At 57.7% G+C, this 2,865-nt stretch carries 3 protein-coding genes; 1 reads left to right on the top strand and 2 read right to left on the bottom strand.

Translation table 11 applies throughout. The features are described 5' to 3' along the window. Both FYJ24_RS13475 and FYJ24_RS12295 read right to left on the bottom strand, forming a co-directional pair. The coding region (locus FYJ24_RS13475; RefSeq protein WP_206192718.1) for a nitrate- and nitrite sensing domain-containing protein at window positions 1-442 on the bottom strand (442 nt) is incomplete at its 3' end. Window positions 443-560: 118 nt separating this feature from the next. Next, window positions 561-1,922, bottom strand: coding sequence for an IS1380 family transposase (locus FYJ24_RS12295; RefSeq protein ID WP_016915294.1), 1,362 nt, complete (start codon window positions 1,920-1,922; stop codon window positions 561-563). Between the two features lie 327 nt (window positions 1,923-2,249). Here FYJ24_RS12295 and FYJ24_RS12290 point away from each other — a divergent pair. Beyond that, the coding region (locus tag FYJ24_RS12290) for a TOTE conflict system archaeo-eukaryotic primase domain-containing protein (RefSeq protein ID WP_206192717.1) at window positions 2,250-2,865 on the top strand (616 nt) is incomplete at its 3' end.

The following is a 2,865-nucleotide window of genomic DNA, read 5'->3' as shown; positions in this document are numbered from 1 at the left end:
TAGAGAGTTGATCTATTTCTCGGCGTAAGCTGGCTGTTCGCTGCCACTGACGCTCCAGTTGGTCAAGCTGTTCATTAGCCGCTGTACTTAAAACGCCAACCGCCAGGCTTCGACGCTGTTCAATAAATGCCTCCGCTGCAGTATCCGTTTGTGGCCGCTGCTGACTTAATCGTTGACCAAAGGCCTCGCCGCCACTTGCTAAATAACCTGACGACATACCACGCTCAATTTGTATTTGATGTATCAAGTCTCCAGCACTTTGTGCCAGCGCTGTCATGGTTTGGAGCTGTTTTAACTCCCGGACAGTGGCTTGTCTATCAAGCACACCACCTGAATCCGTGAAGCCGGCGCCGACACTTTCCCTATCACCGCCAGCGAGCACTTTTTGATCATTCGCCCCGTGCAAGTTGGCTTTCGCAAGCCCGTTATTGCCAAAACCCACCGTGCTGATCGGTGCTGACGGCCCGTTTTGTCATGCCTTTCCACCCGCCAGGCACGACATATCTGGCGATCGCGTGTCGCTTGGAACTGCTTGTGGATAGAGTGTCGCCGATTGACGGTCAGCATGGCGTTCCTCGTGGATAACGCAGTCGGCTCCGCAGCGTCTTGAGCACCGTCATGCGCCCGATATCCTGCCCGACGTCGAGGATGATCTGCCGTGCCTTGTGAATCACGAGAGCCGCACGGTGCACCAGCTCTTGTAGCACGGTGCGCAGCCGGCGCCGCTTGGCCGGGTGGCGAACCGGGCTCAGCTCGCCGGTCATGCCCAGCTGTCCCATCAGGCGCAGGATGTTGTAGGCCAACTGGGCGAGATGCAGGATCAGATCGTTGGTGGCGAACTTGCCGGACGGCAAGCGCTCCAGGTCGAGATCGGTCTTGATCTCGCTGTGAAACTGCTCATGGGTGGCATGCGCCTGGTAGCGCTTGATCACCGCCTCCGGCGCCTCGTCCAGGCTGGTCCACCAGCCTTCCAACTCATAGTCCGGTTCGAGCAGCAACTGGCCATCGCGATCGGCGGTGCGCTCTACCAGGCGCATCACGCGTTGGACGACGTATTCGGTCTTGTTGTCGTCGTGGATCGAGACGGTCTGCGGCCACAGCGCCTGGCGCTTGCCAGGACGCAGCTCTTCCCAGTAGTCCGCCGCCACCGCCAGCCAGGTATCTCGATCAGCCGTGGCCGAGCCGCGCGGGTTCCATTTGACGACATAGTCGAGCCGGCGCCCCTCGTCGGCAAAGACCTGGCGTTGCTGTTCGAGAAGCGCCAGGTGCGCCTGGCTGTCGAAGCCGCTGTCCTCGCGTAACAGGATCGGTTGCCTGGTCAGGCATTGGGCGCGAGGCAGTACCCGCTCCAGGAAGGCGTTGCTCTCCTTCATGGTGTGCTGCTTGCCAGGCCGCAGTTCCAGACCCAGGCACCACCCTTCGTTGCCCAGATAGGCGGCGATCGGGGTGTAGCCATCGACCTTCTGGTAGGTCCGCGAGACGCCTTCCTTCTTCGAGTTGCTGTTGTCCATGACGAAGGTGTCGATGTCCAGGCAGACGTGCGTCGTCTCGGCGGTGATCGGTGCTTCGATCAGTGACAGCAGGGTCGTGGACCAGGTGGCGGTGCGCGCCTGCAGGTCGTTGGCGGCAAGTTTCTCCAGCCGCTGTCGCAGCGTCGCCGCGCTCGGCACCTTCTGCAGGGTCAGCAGTTGTTGGAAGGGCTTGTCGCGGCGGAAGTTCTCGACAGCGTCATAGTCGCTCATGCCCAGACACAGCAGGCCCAGGTAGCTCTTGATCACGTCACTGGTGCGCATGCCCAGCGTGGTGGGGAAGCGGCTGTCGATGCTGTCGACGCCAGCGATCTCGAAGCATTGCCCGATGATGGACAGCCCGGCGTGGCTGGTGAGGGTGCGGCGACTGGCGCGGAACTTTATGTTGGGCATGGCACTGTCTGGGTGAATGGCGATAATGGCTATATTGCCATGCAGGTCAGTGGGTTAGAAGTGCTTCCGGGGGCCGGTCTCACGGATTCAGGTGGTAAGAAAACGCGGTCATTTGTTTTACTGATTAGGAATCTATATCTGATAGGATCAGTCAAATATTCAAAGAAAGATTATTGTGGTTGACTGATTTAGCGTTGGGAGGCATTTATCCAAGTAGAAGAAGAGCTTGCGGCCATTGCATTGAGGTTATCTGAGCTTGAGAAGGAAAAAGTAGCCTTACTTTCCCGGAGGAACGAGCTTCAGCGAGCTGCACAATCACCCACATCAATGCAATTGACTCCCAATCAAAAAGCTGAGTTATTCCGGGGGCTCTTTCGCGGCCGACAGGATGTCTATGCGGTTCGCTGGGAAAGTAGCTCGAATGGACGTTCCGGTTATGCTGTCGCCTGTGCAAATGAGTGGGTACAGGGCATCTGTCAGAAACCCCGGATCAAGTGCGGCGAGTGCCCTCACAAAAAGTTCAAGCCTCTGGATTTCAGTGCAGTGTATGACCACCTGTCCGGCAAGCATGTAGCAGGGTTATACCCATTGTTGCCGGACAGTTCCTGTTATCTGCTGGCTGTAGATTTTGATAAGGAGGACTGGAGAGCAGATGTTCGTGCGTTGGCCCAGGCTTGTCGTGATGAATGTGTCCCTTATCTTGTAGAGATCTCCCGGTCCGGTGCGGGTGCCCACCTATGGGTCTTCTTTTCGGACGCTGTTCCAGCCTGGTCCGCGAGGGCTTTGGGGTTCAAGCTGCTGGACAAAGCCATGGAACGTCACCCGGGCCTGTCCTTCGATTCTTATGACCGGCTATTCCCCAACCAGGATACGATGCCCGATGGTGGATTTGGCAATTTGATTGCCCTTCCGCTTCAGCATGAGGCGCGAAGTCGTGGATGTA

The sequence above is a fragment of the Scrofimicrobium canadense genome (assembly GCF_009696615.1).
GTDB lineage: Bacteria > Actinomycetota > Actinomycetes > Actinomycetales > Actinomycetaceae > Scrofimicrobium > Scrofimicrobium canadense.
The sequence above is the reverse complement of the archived record's forward strand: the minus strand, read 5'-3'. Positions and strand labels throughout refer to the sequence as shown.